The organism is Desulfosporosinus hippei DSM 8344, assembly GCF_900100785.1.
GTDB lineage: Bacteria > Bacillota > Desulfitobacteriia > Desulfitobacteriales > Desulfitobacteriaceae > Desulfosporosinus > Desulfosporosinus hippei.
Map to the genome: position 1 here is coordinate 12516 of NZ_FNCP01000003.1, position 18980 is coordinate 31495.

The following is an 18980-nucleotide window of genomic DNA, read 5'->3' on the forward strand; positions in this document are numbered from 1 at the left end:
ACGTTCTATTGTCTCATACCTTTGGTAGTTTTGCTACTGGAAATAAACTTCAACTAACATCACTCTAGAACTAATTATAGCACTCATATACTTGGAGTTTGCGTGCTTTATTTCTCCACCTTATAGAATTTCAAAAGAGTCTTTCGCCTGATTAAAGACGAAAGACTCTTTTCTTAAGTGCTAGAACAGATTAAGCCGAAGTGAGGTTCAACTATAGATCATCTGATCTGATAACTAGTTCTTAGTCAGTAATAACGAAGAACTTAGCAAAGGATCCAGTTGTAGCATCTAGAACTACAGTAACTCTTTCGCCAGCTTCAAGATCATCAAGGTCAGATACTGATTCCTTAGAGATGTCACTGGTATCTGTAGCATCAAGTACTAAACCTTTACCAGCAAGTGTATAGGTTCTACCATTTGATAATTCGACTGTTTTGTTACCAACATCAACACCAGTCACAGTCAATCCAGCCGTTACACGATCAGACCATTGATCAGCGTATTCAGCTTCACTGCCATCGTTGTTTTCAGTCAGAATGTCTATTACCAAGGCATCATCATCTTCGTCAAATACGAGTATTACTACATCACCTTTGACAAGATCGTCGCTGTCGTCACTAGAATCAGTATTTTCTAATCCTGCAACATCATCTACTTCAAAAGTCTTAAGCTCGCCACCTACGTATGCAGTGATACTATTTACTTCGTCATCTGTATTTCGAAGAACTTTAGTAACAACAGCCTCTTGATAAACAGGGTCGGAACCTGAAGTATCCTCGAACCAAATAGCTTCTACTTCTTGATCTTCATTGTAGACAAACTGTGCACCAGCTTTAATATCTGCACCAGTGTAGTCGCCAAACTTCGTTACTACATAATCAGATGCATCGGTACCATCAGTTGCATCAAACAGAAGTGTATTATCGGTTAACTGATAACCCTTAGTATACGTATCACCAGCTTCAATGTCGCTACCAGTGGTTTCTAGACCCACTGTGTGTGTAGTGCCAGTAAAGAATTCTAGTTCTTCAAGATCGCCATCATCAGTCAGGTGTAACTTGACTAGGCTTCCTTGATCAGCATCGGTAGCGAAAGAGATCAACTCTTTTTGATCGTCGTTGTCGGCGCCGTCACTATTGACTAATATTTCGATACCAGTATAGTTACCAGAAGTTCCGACTAATTTCGCCTCGAAATCCGAATCTGCATCGGAGTCGTTATCAATGTCGTACTCTTCACCATCTACGGTAATTGTATCAAGACTTTCTAAACTAATATCAAAGGAAAGTTCTTCCTCTTCTTCAGTTACTGCTTCAATCTCTACTTTATCTCGAGCTGATGAATAACCTAACATATCTTCAGTCAAAGCTGCAAATTTTGCATTACTGGTAACTTCGCCGAGATCTCCGCTGATATAGATTAGGTTTCCAGCATAGTCGGTGTAAAGTGCTACGTCACCAGCAGCTTGAAGTGATTCTGCCGCATCCGAGTCTACTGAGTCAATCTCACCGTCATCATTGATGTAAAGTGATGAGCCTTGCTCATAATCGAAGTCAGTTACTACATCATCCTCAAAAATAAAGTTGTAATTTTCTCCATCAACTTCGATTGAGTCAGAATATACGTCTTCAATTTCGCCGGTTGCTGCAGTCTTATTTAAGACTTCAGCATAACCGTCTTCATCGTCAGCATCTGCGCTAAAGAATAATAAGTCACCTTCTTTTAAGTCGGAAGTAGCAATGACTTTTCCATCTTTTACGATAGTAGCGTCTGAAGCATCAAACTCACCACTTGAATCTCCATCAACTCCGATGACTATGTCGTCTTCGTCAACAGACTCAACCACCAAAACGTCTTTTAAGCTATAAGCGCTAATGAATTCGACGTCTCCAGAAGTGTTAAAGCCGACTTTTGCAAAGTTAATCTTATCATCAACATCGACCTCGTCACCAATGTCTACTTTTTCACCATCTAGGTAGAAAGTAAATTTCTTTGATGTGCTGTAATCAGTTGCATATTTTTCATCGGAGATATCATATGCTTCATCTTCACCGAGAAGTGTGATTTCGTCAGTATCGGAGATTTCAATAGAGTCAACTTTAGCAGTTGTAGTTAAGACTTTGTAATTAACTAATTCATTATCTCCGTTGTACCAAAGTTGTACGAGCTCACCTAGTGCAGCCTGATAATCGAACTTAAGGCTATCAGGCACATCAAGAGTTACTGACGCGCCAGCTTTAGTACCTTTATCGATAACTACTTCTATTTCTTTATCGCCTGCATTGATATCCTGTACACGGGCTTTAATGGAATACGGACGGTTGAAAGTAGTTGTTAAAAGTGTACCATTAGCATTTATAGTGACAATATAATCTTGAAGGAATTCAAGCACTAAATCATCATCATCTTGCGAGTACAATTCTATAGTTGCAGTCATGTTGTTAGCAGACATTACTACTGCTTTAATTCCATAACGAGCCATTGTATCAGCGTTTTTAACTGTAATATCTGAAGTTTGAAGTCCAGTTACAGGTTTGTTGAAAACAATTTCCAGATACTTGTTGGTATCGTCAAGTGCAGTTACCGATACAATTGCCATCTGTGCATCACCAGGTACCTGTGTAACTTGACCGGTAGCAACTCCAGCACGTACAGCTTCAGGAACAACAAACTCACCACCGAGAGCAGTGACAACAGTGCTAGCAGAAGACTTGCTGTATGTGAAAGCGGCGGCTGCAGGAACAGTTTTGCCGTCTGTGAGGACGATAGGAGATTTGGTTTGAGCTGCAAGAGGAGCACCTGCAAGAGCGTCAATACCAGTTACGCCGTTAGCAACATAGACATTGTCAAATGCTAATGCAGCAGCAAAGTCTTGAATAACTTGGTTATTGGTATCATAGGCACTCATACCAGCATGACGAGTAGCACTTGGAAGTTTAGCTGCTACTGAATCACTGATAACGCCAGTTCCACCGATAACATCACTAGCTGTAACGCCAGCACTTGCTAAGTAAGCAGCTACGCTTGCAGGAAGAGCATCTCTGTCAGTTAAGAGGATTGGCTCATTAGCAGCAGAAGCTACTGCAGCAATGGAAAGTGCATCTACAACAGTGTTAGCAACTGCAACTTTAGTAACACCGGTCATTTTCTTAGCGATATTGACGGATGTTTCAGCGCGGTCATATCCACCGAGAGCTTCAACTTCAATGCCCATACCTTTTAACTCATCGATAACACCTTGTTTAATAACAGCGGTTCCGCTTGTTACATAAACTTTTTTAACAGCGAGTTTTGTAAGTTCAGCTTTAGTAGCTGCATCAAGGCTGCTTCCAGCACCGGTTAATAAGATAGGAGCTTTTAAGGAAGCTGCGAGTGGGCCAGCAGTCAATGCATCAACCATACCATAGGATGTTGAGGATGCGAGGATTGCTGCACCTGTGAAGCCAGTTTGATCAGCAATTTGGGCTGCAGTTTGTTCAGCAGTAACACCCGCAATACGAGTTGTAGTTGTTGCTGCGAAAACATTAAAAGGAATTAAACTTAATGACATACCTGCGATAGCTAAGGAAGCTAAGGCTTTTTTAGTTTTCTTCATGTAGTGAATTTCTCCTCTCGTAATTGGATCTCTTTCTTTTGGAAAATGAACCATCTCTCTGTAACTAGGACGTCTTTTGGTCGCCCCTCACCCCCTTAAAATGTGTAGCACAATCTTTAGACATTGCGCAATATCTAAAAGCATCCACAGAATAAGCGGGAGCGTCCCCCCAAGGATGACGGTGTTCATCCCTCCTGTGGCGTACCATTTAGAACCCATAGGAAATGAAGAAACCACAAAAAGGTCTATATTAGCTATATATATTCTTCACTATAGCCAATATTCCTGCTTGCTGTCCGATTTTTTTTATAGGAACCTGCACTGGCATTTCCCCTCGGACAAGTTTCCAATGTTACTTGTCTTAGTTTACACTAAAACGCAATAGTTTTCCACCTTTAGTCAAAAAATATACATAACTTTAATGGAATAAAAAGAGTATAGCATAAAATTCGACTCAAGTTGTGAGCATTTTGTGGAGTTTCTACAAATAATTCATTTGACCTTGCTCAGTACGTTACAAATTTAACATGCTTTTTCTAAAGAATCAATGCTTAATTTTGAGGCATACTAATTAGTTGCTTTAGAAACCTTTAAAGCTGAGAATTCCTTGATATATACCTTGGGCGGCAGTTCTTTGAAACTCTGATGAACCAAGAAGTATTTCTTCGCTTGGGTTAGATAGGAAGCCAAGTTCAACCAGAACCGCCGGCATCTCTGTATTCTTGATGACATAGAAGGCTGCATCTTTAACCCCTCGACTGGGCAGGCCGATTGTTTTGACCAGATCTGCCTGAATGCTTTCTGCTAAGGCTTTAGATTGCGAAGACAAAGGGTTGACCGAGCTATAATAGGTTGTTGTTCCGGAAACAGCAGGGTTGCTAAAGGAATCGTTATGGATGCTGATAAACAAATCCGCCTTAGAGTCGTTGGCTATTTTAGTTCTGGCCTGAAGATCAGCTTTTTCCGAATACGCCCCCTCTGCCGGGGTGATGTCAGTGCTGCGGGTTAAGATGACGTGGGCCCCTGCTGAGCGCAGCAAAGCGGCCAGATTTAGCCCCACAGGCAAAGTGTTATTTTTCTCAAAGCTTCCTGATGAACCGGCAGCACCCGGATCAGGTCCGCCATGCCCGGGGTCAATGACGATGGTTAGATCCGCCAAGAGATAAGGTGGCTGCTCAGAACCTTCCAGCATTAATTTCACTTTGTCTGTGATGACTGCCACTCCGCCGATGATTACAACTTGAAGAGGGCTTTCTGACGGTCTGGACAAGACAGAATAGGTGGGCCCCGGGAGATTTGCCCTTTGGGTCATGACAATACCTGCGCGGCGTTTTGCCGCTAGGCTGCCCGCTGCCAAAGCGTCAGGAAAGTTCTCGCCGGTTACTAAATATGCTGTTTGAGAAGATAAGGCATCCCTGGCAAACTGGTAGATTTCTGCAGAGGTTTCATAGCGGTCGTTGCCAAAAATCCGTTGGACACTTCTTAAGCTGCCTAAGGTTGCAGAAGACACCACGGCTTCTCCGCCGACGACAATTGTCTGCAGATCCCCTTCCTCCTGCAGATCCTCAAGTGCCCGCTGAGTATATCCAGGCATCTCTTTGGATTTTGTCAGAAGAATCGGGGTCTCTGTCACACCTGCGTAGGCAGATATGGAGAGTGCATCGGGAAACTGTTCTCCGCTTGCCAAGATGACTTCTCCCTTAGCCCCTACCCGCTCGGCGACCTTTTGGGCTGTTTCGTATTGATCATACCCATAGATTCGTTCAGGCCGGTCTAATCCTGCTTTCAGAATATCTTGCTCCACCTTCTGGCTTAGAGCAGCGACTCCCCCCAACAGAATAACTTTCCGGGCACCTAACCGTTTAATTTCTTCCATAACTTTGGCATCTACCCCACCGGTTGGGGTGAGTAGAATAGGCGCGTCCAACTTATGGGAAAGGGGTGCGGCAACTAGTGCATCGGGGAAATTATCGCAATTGGCGAGTAAGACCGTCTCTGCATGATTCCACCCTTCTATAGAGACGTTGATAGCTGTGTCAATCTGACGGGTGCCAAAAATTCTTGATGTCTCTAAATTTAATGGAGTGGCACTTGCCACATTCTCAACCCCTATTAGAAATCCTAAGCTTAAAACCATTGTTCCTAAGAGTCTCCATTTTAACTTCGCCACTTCATCACTCCTCATTAATCGATTCCCCTAGACAAAGACGGAATTACTGAACCCAATCTTGCACCCTTTGAACTATTTTTTCCGGCAAAGCGTAAATTCCCCCTAAGGATTCAATCTGATAGCCCTGCCAGGATTTCAGGAGGGACGCCAAACTGGTAGGAATCTCAGACTGAGTTGGAACTAAGACAACTCTTGATCCGTAAAATGCTGCCCTTACTGCCCCCGTTAATGCATCCGGGAAGTTTTCTCCGGTAGCTAATTCCAGCTTCACTGATGCCGGAGGATAGGTTTGCAGTACTGCTGCTGCAGTGTCATAGGCTGTCATCCCACTGATTCTCTTAGGAATGGGCAGTTGCTCTATAACGTTAGAACTCACTACCGCCGTCCCTCCAATCACCAGAGACTCAGTAACCTTAAGCTCCTGTAAAGCAGTCCGGGTATCTACGGATAAAGCTTGAGCCTGGGTCAGCAAGATGGGAATCCCTTGCCTGGCTGCCCAGGCTGAGATGACTAAAGCGTCTTGAAAGTAATTAACATTTGCTATGACCGCTTTACCCTTAGTTCCAAGTTCTAAGGATATTGCTCGGGCAGTTCCTTCAGCTGTATAGCCGTAGAGACGTTTTACTTCGTAAGTTTGACGGAGTTCGCTTTCAATCTGGGCAGAAAGAGCTACTGTACCCCCCAGGAGATAGACAGTTTTCGGAGCCAAGCGCTGTATTTCAGCTCGAACATCTTCCGTAAGCTCTGAACTGGAGGAAAGCAGAATTGGGGCCTGAAGTTTATAGGCCAGGGGCGCTCCGGCCAAGGCATCCGGGAATTGATTGACTTGGGCAATGATGACTGTATCTGCGCCGGTTGTAAATGTTTCCTGAGAAATCTGGACTGCTGTCCCTTCGGCAGTCACTCCTGCAAAGCGCCGGCTGTCCTGAGCACTGTTCTGGGCTGTCCCAAAGGCGTAAACCCCTGGCATATAGAGGCCAAATCCGGCTTCTCCGGGGCTTATTTCCCCGCCTAAAGAAATCCAGCGTGAGCCGTTCCAGCGATAGAGAGCCCCCTCAACCTCCTCGTTAAACACAGGGTCTTTCCATTTCAGCGAGAGCATTTTCTGGGGAGTGATATCTCCCCAGTTAACTTGAAAGACCGGGGTTAAGAAGGCAGCCCCATTGGGTAATTCCCTGGGAGCTGGTAGGGCCTTTAAGGATACATTCATTGCTTGGTCAAAGGCCTGAGGGGGGACGGTTAAAGCAACTTGGCTTGTCCCTTCAGTCCCTTCGACTATTCCGCCAAGAGAATTAATGACCGCCGGGGAGGTTTTTGTCTCCAGCATTTGCTTGCTGAGAGTTAAGGCTAACTGCACATCCACCAGTCCGTATCCGTATTGATCGTCTTGGCCCGCCGAGCCTAAATCTTCGGTACCTTGCTCAAGGGCCTGAATTACTTGATCTCTTGACCATTCAGGGTGCTGGCTCCAGATTAGTGCTGCTTCCCCGGAGACAAAGGGAGCGGCCAGTGAAGTTCCGCTGGCGTAAGTGTATCCGGATCCTCCCCTTCGACTCCAGCCGTCGGTCGGGATATAGTCTCCCGGTGCCGCTAAGTCCACTTCCGAGCCTGTGGCCGAGTAACTGGTCACTTTACCGGTTTTATCCGTTGCCGTGATGGCCAATACCCGGGAATCCGCAGCAGGGTAGCTCACTCCCGGGTTTGCTTGAGACTCCGGGTCATAATTTCCGCTGGCGGCAATTAATAAGCAGCCTTTATCATAGGCATAGGTCACAGCCTGCTTTAAAATTTCCGAGGAGGTGGCCCCATTTTCTGAGCCTAAGCTTAAATTAATAATCTTTGCTCCGTGATCCGCAGCCCAGATAATTCCGTCCGCTATGGCATCATCATACCCCACTCCCGTGGAACCTAAGGCCTTGATGGGCATAATCTTTGCTTGATAAGCTACTCCCACAATCCCTGTACTGTTGCGTTCGGCAGCGGCAATTCCGGCAACTTCCGTACCGTGACCATTATTATCCTGATTCCCTCCCGCTGTTTCACTACCTGTAATTGAGTTGTAGCCGGGAACTATATTAGCCGATAAATCCGGGTGATTCAAGTCAATACCCGTATCAATTATAGCTATAGTTACACCTTCTCCCGTAGCCCCCATTTCCCATGCTCCGGGTACATTTCTACTGATAAGTGACCATTGCTTCATATAAAGAGGATCCTCGGGAGGGGACGATTCGGAAAGGCTTTGGACGATCCGCGCATGATTTTCTTCCACGCTAATAATCCCAGGTGTACTTTTCAACTTTCCAATGGCTTCTTGAATATCTCTCTCCGATAATTCTAAGGTGACAAAGTTTAGAGGTCCCTGTCTCACAACTTTGGCACCAAAATCTTCAGCAATCTGATCAATGTTTGTCCCCGGCGTAAAGGATAGGACAATTTGATCTAGATTTGAGTTGCTTAATTCCTCCTGAGTGACACCGCGAACCTCTGCTATTGCAGGAATCGGAGCTATTCCTAAATTTAGGAGCATCATCCCTACAATCCCCAGAGATAGGAGCGTAGATTTGGTTCGATAAAACCTGATCTTGAACATCTCTTCCACGCCTTTCTATGCATGTTAGTGGATCAGTTATTTGAAGGTAGACCTTTAATTAGGTTGTAATACATTAATTCGACAAATTATCTAACTTTCCTTTGCCTTCCCTTGTTTTCCCTTGCTGTTATAATTTGGAGCTTCCTGAAGGAAGGATTTTAGCCTGTTTTAAAGAATATTTAACTATGTGAATTGAATCCATCCTTATTTGTAATTCCCCGTGTAAAGAAGCGACAGATTAACCAAGTTTTAAATGTTTAAGAGAAAGAGGTTTGCCTATTAATGAAATTTATCACAAAGAAAACTTTATGCCTTTTATCCAGTCTGCTTATTCTATTAAGCCTCACACCTCTACTCCCTTTTAAGGCCCAAGCCGCCTCTAGTGAATCCATCACAGACCGAATTTATGGGAATACATTGTATGATACGGCAGTGGAGATTTCTAAGCATGGCTGGGATTATGCTCCTATCGTTGTGCTGGCAACGGGGAAGAATTTTTCCGATGCGCTGACGGGAACCGTCTTGGCTAATAAAGTCAATGGTCCCTTGCTCTTGACTGAGTCAGATCGTTTAACTCCTGCCGTTGCCGAGGAACTCAAACGCCTCAATACAAGAGAGGTTTATCTCCTCGGGGGAACCGTCGCCTTAAGTACCGGGATCGAAGAAGCTCTCAAAAGCCAAGGGATTTTGCCCAGACGTCTGGCCGGCTGGGATCAGTACGGCACTGCTGCAGAGATTGCCCGGGCAGCCACCTCAAGTTCCAGTCAAGCCTTTCTGGTCAACGGCGAACTTTTTCCGGATGCCTTAAGTATTTCTTCTTATGCAGCTGCTCAGGGAATTCCGATTCTACTTACCCGCGCGGATTCACTGCCTCCGGAAACAGCTAAGGTAATTAATGACCTGGGGATTTCCGAGGTCACAATAATCGGCGGTACCGCTGTCATAAAAGCTAGTGTCGAGGAACAATTGAGCAAACTCCCTCAGCCGGTAAAAGTCACCGCCCGTTATGCCGGGTACGATCAGTATGAAACGAATACCGTAGTTTTAACTCAGTTATCCTTTGACACTTCTAAGGTCTATGTAGCAACAGGACAGAATTTTCCCGATGCTTTAGCCGGAGCTGCCCTGGCTGGGAAAACTAAGGCACCAATTCTTCTGATTCCCAGTACTCAGTTAGGCAGCACGACAACCGGTTATCTCACTCAGAAGCGAGCCTCCGGCTCAGCCTTTACTATTTTTGGGGGGTGGGGTGTTATCAGTTACGCCATGGAGAGTATCATTCGTACCGGCAATGTTCAAGCGCAAGTTTCCCTGCAGTATACCCAAGGCGGCTTAGGCGGCATTAATGGTATGCTCAATCAGGTCAAGTCAATTCCTTCTCCGGCTACGGATTATGCAGATATCATAGCACCCAGTTGGTATTATCTGGATGATACAGCTGATGGAAATGTGGTGGGCGGGTGGGATGCCACGCCTAAAGACTACCAGGAATTCACTTCCTATGTTCAATCCCGTAATTTGAAGGTCCTCCCGGTTTTTCAATCCTCTTGGAGCACACCAAAGACAGTGGACACCGTCATGGCTTCTGAGACAGCCCGAGGAAAGCTGATTGATCAAATTATGAATTTGGTCAGCAGTGTGAATGCTGACGGGGTTGTCATCGATTTTGAATTTATGAGCAATGAGACCGGCCCCTATCTTACCCAGTTCATGAAAGAGCTTTACGCCCAGCTTCATCCTTTGAATAAATTAGTTATTCAAGCGGTGATGCCCCGTACAGGATCAGAAGCATGGTTGGCGGAATTCGACTACCCTGCTCTCGCTCAATATGTGGATTACCTGCATGTTATGACTTATGACTATAGCCACGGAACTCCCGGTCCCATTGCTCCCTTGGACTGGACCGGCAAGGTTATGAAATACACCCGGGATCAAGGGGTTGATATGCGCAAGGTTCTGCTCGGGATTCCTTACTATGGGGTAGATTGGACAGCTACGGGCACATCTTATGCCCGTCGCCCTCGTGGACTGAACACACTCTATGGGCCAACTACGGATAAAGACTTGAGCGGCATGTTGGAACTGATAGCAAAGTATAATAGCTCTGTCCAGCGAGATGCTTCCCAGGTACCCTATTTCACTTATACAGATGCTGACGGTATCCATACTGTCTACTATGACGATGCTCAAAGCTGGAACGCTAAAATGGAGTTGCTTAGTCAATATGGTCTGGGAGGAATCGGTGCATGGTCCTTATATTGGACAGTTAATTCTCAAAGCTCAAGTGTGATCTTTTCGGTCTTAAAACAACATCTGAGATAATTTAAGAAGATCAATCCAGTTTAACTACCTCTTAAATGTGATAATAATAATTATGCCGTTCACTAAATTTACAAAGTGAACGGCTTTTTAGTATTCATTTATTGGTTTTCTCCCCATGCTTTTGTTAATAAATCTTTAAGATCAGTTCACAAAATGTTCACGAATTCGCACAGTATTTTTCCTTAATCTTATTCTTTTAAATTTTTATTACTAATATACAAGTGCATTTTTAATGTCGTTTCACTTTATTGTACTTTAACTTGCAAAATAGTAATTGTAAGCAATAACTGGAAACATATCCAAAATGTTTGGAATGTATTTTTCTGTATAATATGTTAATCTTCATATTGCAACGAGGAAATAACAAACAGCGAATCTAACCTTTAAACTTTTAAGTTCTTTTGTTGCTCTAAAAAGTATCTGCTGGGCTGAAATGCAATTTCAGGGAGGGACGCTTCCGGAAATCCAGTAGCATAATTTTAGATAATGCGCAATGTCTAAACATTTAACTACTAATCATTAGGGGGTGAGGGACGGATAACCGGGTTTCGTCTCCAGAAAGAACTGGTGGATAGTATTGTTAATAACAAAAGTTTTCAAAATTGAGAGGAGAATTTACTAAATGAAAAAGACCAAAAAAGCCTTAGCATCTTTAGCCATTGCGGGCATGACACTAACAATGATCCCTTTTAATGTTTTCGCAGCTTCCCCAATTCCAACTCGTTTATCAGGTTTAACTGCGGAACAAACTGCTGTAGCAATTGCCGATCAAACAGGTTATACAGGCACTGCAATTCTCGCTTCTTCAACATCCTATGGTATGGTTGATGCATTAACCGCCGGCCCACTCGCAACTTCCTTGAAAGCTCCTATCCTCTTAACCGGAGCAGGAAACACTCTCGACGCTGCTACTAAAGCTGAACTTACCAAACTTGCAGTAAAAACTGTTTATGTAACCAGCGGAACCGCTGTTATTAAACAAGGTGTTATTGATGAGTTAAAGGGTATGGATATTGAAGTTGTTGCTCTTGGCGGATTTGACCGTGCTGAAACATCTGTCAACATCGCTAAGAAAATGACTGGCGTAACCAAAGTTGCTGTTGCTAACACTGTTGTTGATGCACTTTCCATAGCTGCAGTTGCTTCTGCCGCTAATGAACCAATCCTCTTAACTGACAAAGATGCTCTTCCTGCTAGCGTTGCTGCTTACCTAGCAAGTGCTGGTGTCACATCAAGTGATGTTATCGGTGGAACAGGCGTTATCAGTGATGCAGTGGTAGCTGGACTTCCAAGCGCAACTCGTCACGCTGGTATGACTGCCTATGATACCAATAACCAAGTTATCCAAGACTTCGCCGCCGGCCTTGCATTTGACAATATCTATGTTGCAAACGGTGTAACCGGTATTGATGCTCTTGCAGGTGCTCCACTTGCAGCTCAAACCAAATCCCCTATCGTACTCACAGATGGAAGCACCGTTCCTGCCGCAGCTGCTTTCACATACAGCAAAAACTCTAGCGCAGTCGTAACTGCTCTTGGCGGTACAGCTGTTGTTCCTGAAAGTGTACGTGTTGGAGTTTCTACAGGTAACGTTACAAATGTACCTGGCGATTTGGCAATTGTCTCAATTAGTGCACTTGACGACAGCAACCGTTTCATCGAAGTTACTTTCAATAAACCTGTATCTGGACTTCAAGCTTCTGATGTTGTGATTGAAAACGCTGACACCTTAGCTCGTTATGGAGTTAAAAGTGTACAAATGTCTTCCAACAGTTTAACCGCAACCATTGAATTGTATGCATCTGATGATTCTGAAGAAGTACTTCAATATCTTCAAGATTATAATGTGACAATAAATGCCGGTGGAACAATTCTGAAATCTACCTTCAACCGTGCCTATTCCAGCAAAGTTCGTGTCCAAGATATCAATGTAGGCGATAATGAAATCGTAGTTTATAACGATAAAACTGGTGAAGAGGTAACTCTGGATATTCCTGAAGCCCTGAACTTTGACTATGAAGCTACTCTGGGTGAACTTGTACAAGTTTGGTACAATGGCGACAATGAATTGACCAACTATATGATTGTAAGCCCTAATGCTAAAAATGATTCAATTGAAGTTACCAAGGCAACCGAAATTAAACTTCTATCTGAAGGCAAAAAGTATGATATCTCAGAAGAAGCCTACACCAATTCTAATGACAAATTTGCCTTCTATCTTGACGGTGAAAGTGTAAACATTGCTGACCATGTTGGGGAGAAGTTTAACTTTGCTAAAGTTGGCTTTAACAAATCCGGAGACATTGAATTTGTCAGTGCCTATACCTTAAGAGATGTCTTAATTGTTGATTCTATTGAGGGTGACGAAGTTATCGGGGTTGAAGGTTCTGCTTCAGCTGGCTCTTTTGACGCAAAAGATGCAACCATTATCAAAGACGGTAAAGTAATCGATGTTGCTAATCTCACAGCAGGAGATTTGTTATTCTTTAACAATGACGCTGATGACGACGATGGTTATGCTGAAGTTCTGAATAACAAAGTTGCAACCGGTGAAATCGACAATGTCTACTCAGACTCCATCGAAGTCGGCGGAGAAACTTACAACTTTGACTACGATGCTGATGTAGCAGCAGACTTTGCTTACTCACAACAAGCAGTCTATATCGATGAAAACGGCGAAGTAACAGATGTAGACTCTGATGCCGCTGAAGAACTCCAAGCCGGTGGCGAAGTAGCGCTTTATACTGACTATGCCGGAAACTTAATTTTTATTAGTGGAGATACGACCAATGTTGATTCTAATAGTGAGGTAGCCGTATTGACCGAGGACATCTTAGGTTATGCATCCTCCAGAGAGAAAGTTGAAATCGAAGCTGTTACAGAAAGCGGCGAAGACCTTTACTTCGACATGGAGTTAGAGGATCTCGAGAAAATTACCGTGAATGGTACTGAGTACGAGATAGATAACGGTGGAAGCAGTGATTGGACGGCGTCCTTAATTGGAACTCCGGGAGCTTATACCGGTATCAACCTCGATGAAAACGGTGCTGCCGGCAGCATAGATATCGACATTGATCCTGTTGCTGATGCCGGAAGCTTAGTAAAACTGCACTTAGATGACGAAGGAAATCTCGAAGAGATTGAATTCTTCAGCAGCAATGCCGGCGAAATTGGTTACGATGTAATCGATGCAGCTAACAGCCTTGAATCAGGCGACCTGTATCTTGACGGTTTCAAGTTGACATCAGAGACACTAATGTTTGATGCTACTGAGGATTCCGAAACTACCGATGCAGACGATTATGTACTGACAACTTTCGGAGAATACAAAGGTGCTGAAATCACTAATGGAAACTATATCTATAACGATGATCAAGAAGTAGTAGCTATTTGGTTCGACCAAACAACCAGTGATGATCTAAGTTATGAAGAAGCTGTTGTTACTAAGGTTCTTCGTAACACAGATGGTGAAGTAGTTAGTGTTACCGTATACGCAGCCGGTGAAGAGAAAACTTATACCGTTGATGAATTTGTTAGTGATGTCGCTAAAGGCGATGTAGTAATTCTTGAGCTTGACAAAGACAGCAATATGCTCGTAAAAGGAATTGCTACAGCGGGTTCTGATATCATTAATGATACCACCGGAGAGTATGCTACTCGCGTAACACCTAGCTTGGAAGTCCAAACTATTGATGTTGGTAACAAGAAAGTAACCTTTACCAACGGAGACACTTACAGTCTGGCTGAGGGTGGTTTAGTACTCGACGGCAAAGACAACAGTGACATCAAAGTAAAATCACTATCCGATCTCCGCGGCAAGACTAATGTCACTGTAGTTAAAGATGCAAAAACTGGTTCATTCGCTAAGTTCTTTGTTATCGAAAACTAATTGTTTCCGCTAGGATCTAACCTTCATCAATAGGGAACGTTCCGAAAACTAAACAAGAGAGTCTCTCGCCTTTCATTTAAGACGAGAGGCTCTCTTCACTATTGAGGGACATTCATCCCTCTGTGTTAATGCCATAGCAGCATTTAGAAGTCTAGGAATTATATGCGGGAGAGAGGAATAATAAGCGTCTCTAAGAAAGAACTGAGCTAGTACATCAAATATAGTCTTTTAAATTGTGAGGAGAAATTCAACTGTGAGAAAGATAACAAAAATCATAGCATCTTTAGTTATCGTTGGAATGGCACTCACATTGACCCCTTTTAACTCATTCGCTAATGGGCTAATTCCAACTCGATTAGCGGGTGTAAGTGCCGAACAAACTGCTGTAGCAATTGCCGATCAAACAGGTTACACAGGTACGGCAATTTTGGCATCCTCAACATCCTATGGTATGGTTGATGCGTTAACCGCCGGACCACTCGCTGCTTCTCTACAAGCCCCCATCCTCTTAACTGGAGCAGGAGACATACTGGATGCTGCTACTAAAGCTGAGCTTACCAAACTCGAAGTTAAAACTGTTTATGTAACCAGCGGAACTGCTGTTATTAAACAAGGTGTTATTGATGAGTTAAAAGGTATGGGCATTGAAGTTGTTGCTCTTGGGGGATTTGACCGTTCTGAAACATCTGTCAACATCGCTAAGAAAATGACTGGCGTAACCAAAGTTGCTGTTGCTAACACTGTTGTTGATGCACTTTCCATAGCTGCAGTTGCTTCTGCTGCTAATGAACTAATTCTATTAACTGGCAAGGATGCTCTTCCTGCTGGCATAGCTGCTTACTTAGCTGCTAACGCCAGCATCACTGCCAGTGACGTTATCGGTGGAATAGGAGTCATCAGTGATGAGGTAAAGGCTGGTCTTCCTGCTGCTACTCGTCACGCTGGTATGACTGCCTACGACACCAACAACCAAATTGTCCAGGACTTTGTCGCTGCCCTGACATTTGACAATATCTATGTTGCAAACGGTGTAACTGGTATTGATGCTCTTGCGGGTGCTCCACTTGCAGCTCAAACTAAATCCCCTATCGTACTCACAGATGGAAGCACTGTACCTGCCGTAGCTGCTTTCACATACAGCAAAAACTCTAGCGCGGTCGTCACTGCTCTTGGCGGTACGGCCGTTGTTCCTGAAAGTGTACGTGTTGGAGTTTCTACAGGTAATGTTTCAAAACCTGCAGAGTTAGCAATCGTATCAGTAACTGCTCTTGACGATAGTAACCGTTTCATAGAAATTAGTTTCAGTAAACTTATAACCAGACTTCAAGCTTCAGACATCGTTATACAAGACGCTGACACCTTAGATCGTTATGGGGTCAAAAGCGTACAAATGTCCGCAAATTGTCTGACTGTAACCATTGAATTGTATTCAGAGAGTAATATTGAGGCTGTACTTAAATATGCCCAAGACTATAACTTCACTGTAAAGGCAAACGGGATCATTCTAAAAGCTATTTTCAACCGAGCATATTCCAATAAGGTTCGTGTACAGGATTTCAACGTTAGGGATAAAGAAATTACAGCTTATGACGATAAAACTGGCAAAAAGTTTACTTTAAAAATACCTGATAACCTGAATTTCAATTATCAAGCTACACTGGGTGAACTTGTCCAAGTTTGGTACAATGGAGATAATGAATTAACTAACTATAAAATTACAAGTTTTACTTCAAAGACTGATGCGATAAAGGTTGCCAAAGCAAATCAAATTGAACTTCTTTCTGAAAAAAAGAATTATTATGTTTCTAAAGAAACCTATACCGATACTGATAATCGAAAATTTGATTTTTACTTAAATGGTCAAAAAGCAGACATTGCTAACCAACTTAATAAAAAGTTTAATTTTGCTAAAATAATCTTTGACAAATATGGAAACATTGTGTTTGTTAGTGCCTATTCTTTAAAAGACGTCTTAATAGTCGATTCTATCGACGAAAATGAAGTTATAGGAGTTGACGGCTCTGCTTCAGTTGGTTCATTTGACGCATCCGATGCGTCTATTATTAAAGATGGAAAAGTTATTTCTTTAGCTGATCTCAAAAAAGGAGATTTGTTATTCTTTAACGAAGACGCTGATAATGGTGACGGTTATGCTGAAGTTTTGAATAACAAAGCGGTGAGTGGCGAGATCAACACAGTATATGCCAACTCCATTGAAGTGAATGGAGAAGTTTTCGATTTCGATTATGACGATGATGTGGCAGCTGACTTCGATTATACGCAACAAGCGGTATACCTCGATGAAGACGGCGATGTTACTGACGTAGACTCTGATGCAGCAAAAGAGCTTCAGGCTGCCGGAGAGGTAGAACTTTATACCGACTATGCCGGAAACCTTATCTTCATTAGCGGAGAAGTTGTCAATCTTGGCAGTTATGAGAAAATTGCAGCTCTAACTGAGGATATCCTAGGTTATACAACAGCTAGAGATAGAGTAGAGATTAAAGCTTTGACACAAGATGGGGAAAAACTCTCCTTTGATATCGATCTGGAAAGTCTTGATAAAATTACAGTAGATGGCATTAAGTACGATATCAATGACCTTGGTTCTAAAGATTGGACAGCATCTTTAATTTCCGGCAACACTGGAATTAAACTAAAAGATAATACCAATGTAAAGGCTAACGTAAATATCTTGTTTAATAACGAGGCCGCCGCGGGAAGTCTAGTCAATTTACACCTAGATGATGAGGACAATCTTCTAGAAATTGATTTCTTTAGTGGTAATGCTCATGAGATTGGCTGCGACACAATTACGGGAGCCGACAGCCTTAGAGCCGGCGACAAGTATCTAAGAGGTTACAAGTTGACACCCAGCACACTTATGTTTGATGCAACTGAAGATCATGAAGATACCGATGCAGATGATTACATCATATCAACTTTCGGTGACTACAAAGGTTCTAAAATAATTAGCGGAAACTTCATTTACGATGCTAATCTAGAAATAATGGCTGTTTGGTACGATGCTGTCGATAGTTCAGATGTCATTTATGAGGAAGCTGTGGTTACTGACGTTCTTCGTAATACAAAGCAAGAAATTGTTAGTGTTACAGCATATGCAGATGGCAAACTACAAACATTTACAGCAGATAAGATTACAGGATTTGAAACCAGTAGCGGTCTTGCCAAAGGAGATGTAGTAATACTTGGACTTGATAAAAATAACAATATGCTAATAAGAGGACTTGCTACAGCCAGTGCGGATATTATCAATGATGGCACTAAAGAGTACGCTGCACGTGTCATAACTGGTTTGACTGTTGCTAGCGTTGATTTTGGCAACAAAACAGTCAAATTTTCAAATGGTGAAACCTACATGCTTGCCGACAAGAGCTTAGTGCTTGATGGTGTAGATAATAACGATATCACCATTAAATCCTTATCGGATCTTCGCGGCAAAACTAATGTAACGATTGTTATGGATGAAAAGTCCATTTCATTTGTTAAGTTCTTCATAATAGAGCCCTTAAATTAGAAACAGGGGGACCTTTGTATGCCCCCTGTTAGGAAGGCGAGGCAGGCACCCTCTTTTGCTCCATCCTTGTTTGCTCATCTCGCCCTGCCATTTCACCTTATTCTGCAAGGCAGGAATCTCTCAGATGCCGCTATGGCTTACTTCAGCAACTAATACTAAGCCGTTCACTGGATTGTTAGCAGGGAACGGCTTAGTATTATGGAAATCTCATGTCCAGTTCTAAAACTCAAAAACTGTGTTTAACGTAATAATCAGGTCGGGAAAAATCGATACCTTGACATCATTTAGTTCGGCATATAATTCCGGTCTTCCATATCGCTTATTATCCTGCAATATGAATACACTTACCAGCCTCACATCCGGCTCAACAATCCAATACTCTTTAACTCTAAATTCTTCATACTATTAAATTTCAAAAGCCTGTCCTTCTTGGCAGTTGAGGGGGAGATTATCTCTATGACTAAATCCGGCACTCCAAAATAGCCCGTCCCCTTTAATAGAACTTTATCACAAATTACAACCAAATCAGGCTGATAAACGTCAGTAATGTCTTTATCTTCTTTTCCGGCCTCCGATAATCCTAAATCAAAGGGTGCTGCAAATACCTCACAAGGTTTAGCTAGCATATAATTGGCAAACTGTCTAAGTAACTCCCTCGAAATGCTCTGATGCTGCCAAGAGGGTGCTGATTGCATATAGGGTATTCCATCAATTATTTCCCATCGCTCATCGTCACGAAATAATAAGTAGTCAGCATAGGTATACTTCCTTACATCGTTTGATAAAGGCATACATCTTCCTCCTCACAATTATTATACCAATTTTTCCTAATCAACTGGGATTAATTGAACTTGGGAGGGACATCATAATGCT

General features: G+C 43.0%; 6 protein-coding genes and 1 pseudogene. 3 read left to right on the forward strand and 4 right to left on the reverse strand.

What is annotated here, in order from left to right; genetic code table 11:
• Positions 1-241 precede the first annotated feature (241 nt).
• The 3 genes from BLS16_RS03430 to BLS16_RS03440 all read right to left on the reverse strand — a co-directional run bounded on the left by BLS16_RS03430 (position 242) and on the right by BLS16_RS03440 (position 8358).
• Positions 242-3595: a cell wall-binding repeat-containing protein gene (locus tag BLS16_RS03430; protein WP_092329977.1), complete on the reverse strand. Its 3354-nt coding sequence runs from the start codon at positions 3593-3595 to the stop codon at positions 242-244.
• Positions 3596-4175: 580 nt separating this feature from the next.
• Positions 4176-5780 (reverse strand): N-acetylmuramoyl-L-alanine amidase, encoded by a 1605-nt coding sequence (locus BLS16_RS03435; RefSeq protein WP_242876173.1) that lies wholly within the window; start codon positions 5778-5780, stop codon positions 4176-4178.
• 28 nt (positions 5781-5808) lie between these two features.
• A complete protein-coding gene (locus BLS16_RS03440) occupies positions 5809-8358 on the reverse strand; it encodes a S8 family serine peptidase (RefSeq protein WP_176786056.1) in 2550 nt (849 codons plus the stop codon).
• A 282-nt stretch (positions 8359-8640) separates the two neighbouring features.
• Here BLS16_RS03440 and BLS16_RS03445 point away from each other — a divergent pair, with 282 nt between their 5' ends.
• The 3 genes from BLS16_RS03445 (at position 8641) to BLS16_RS03455 (ending at position 18107) form a co-directional block, all read left to right on the forward strand.
• Positions 8641-10680, forward strand: a complete 2040-nt coding sequence (locus BLS16_RS03445) for a cell wall-binding repeat-containing protein (protein ID WP_092329987.1) — start codon at positions 8641-8643, stop codon at positions 10678-10680.
• 622 nt (positions 10681-11302) lie between these two features.
• Complete coding sequence (locus BLS16_RS03450) at positions 11303-14569, forward strand: cell wall-binding repeat-containing protein (protein ID WP_092329992.1); 3267 nt, start codon at positions 11303-11305, stop codon at positions 14567-14569.
• Positions 14570-14822: 253 nt separating this feature from the next.
• Complete coding sequence (locus BLS16_RS03455) at positions 14823-18107, forward strand: cell wall-binding repeat-containing protein (RefSeq protein ID WP_092329994.1); 3285 nt, start codon at positions 14823-14825, stop codon at positions 18105-18107.
• Between the two features lie 219 nt (positions 18108-18326).
• Here the strand turns inward: BLS16_RS03455 and BLS16_RS03460 are convergent.
• Positions 18327-18898: pseudogene (locus tag BLS16_RS03460) on the reverse strand (Uma2 family endonuclease).
• Between the last annotated feature and the right edge of the window lie 82 nt (positions 18899-18980).

Coding starts and splice junctions, on each gene's coding strand:
- BLS16_RS03430 (WP_092329977.1), bottom strand. CDS start 3,595: ATGAAGAAAACTAAAAAAGCCTTAGCTTCCTTAGCTATCGCAGGTATG.
- BLS16_RS03435 (WP_242876173.1), bottom strand. CDS start 5,780: ATGAGGAGTGATGAAGTGGCGAAGTTAAAATGGAGACTCTTAGGAACA.
- BLS16_RS03440 (WP_176786056.1), bottom strand. CDS start 8,358: ATGTTCAAGATCAGGTTTTATCGAACCAAATCTACGCTCCTATCTCTG.
- BLS16_RS03445 (WP_092329987.1), top strand. CDS start 8,641: ATGAAATTTATCACAAAGAAAACTTTATGCCTTTTATCCAGTCTGCTT.
- BLS16_RS03450 (WP_092329992.1), top strand. CDS start 11,303: ATGAAAAAGACCAAAAAAGCCTTAGCATCTTTAGCCATTGCGGGCATG.